This window comes from Methylobacterium nigriterrae (assembly GCF_037106235.1).
Lineage (GTDB): Bacteria > Pseudomonadota > Alphaproteobacteria > Rhizobiales > Beijerinckiaceae > Methylobacterium > Methylobacterium nigriterrae.
The window spans coordinates 1-407 of the sequence record NZ_JBAWTG010000583.1; the positions used below are offsets into that span (position 1 = coordinate 1).

Genomic DNA, 407 nt, shown 5'->3' on the forward strand with positions numbered 1-407 from the left:
TATCATGATGGCAACGTGAGTCCGGCCTATAATGGCAAATGCCGTGGTGTACCGGGAAACTGCCCTCGAAGCAGGCTGTACTGTTGGCGATCATCCTAGGTGGCGCTTCTACGCCAGCTATTGCCAAATCCATGGAACTTACAAGGTACGCGACGATATTTGGATCTTTAACGTGGGCAGAATATTCCTGCAAAAATCTGAAAGTAGATAATGTAGAGACCTTTACAAAGCTCAAGGATGCCGGGATGAAGTCCGAAGATTTTTTTAGTGAAGAATTCCAGTCTCTAGTCACCGTTGTGATGATTGATTTAGAAAAGGAGAAGAACCAACCTAAATTATGCGAGCTGATCCTTGATCAGTATGGGCCGAGAGGGCGCATCATGCCTGGGCTGACCGAGAGATTGCAC

The 407-nt window shown here is 46.9% G+C and carries 1 protein-coding gene; it reads left to right on the plus strand.

Translation table 11 applies throughout. The features are described 5' to 3' along the window. Window positions 1–83 precede the first annotated feature (83 nt). A partial coding sequence (locus tag WDW90_RS38330) for a hypothetical protein (RefSeq protein WP_336492905.1) occupies window positions 84–407 on the plus strand: 324 nt, incomplete at its 3' end.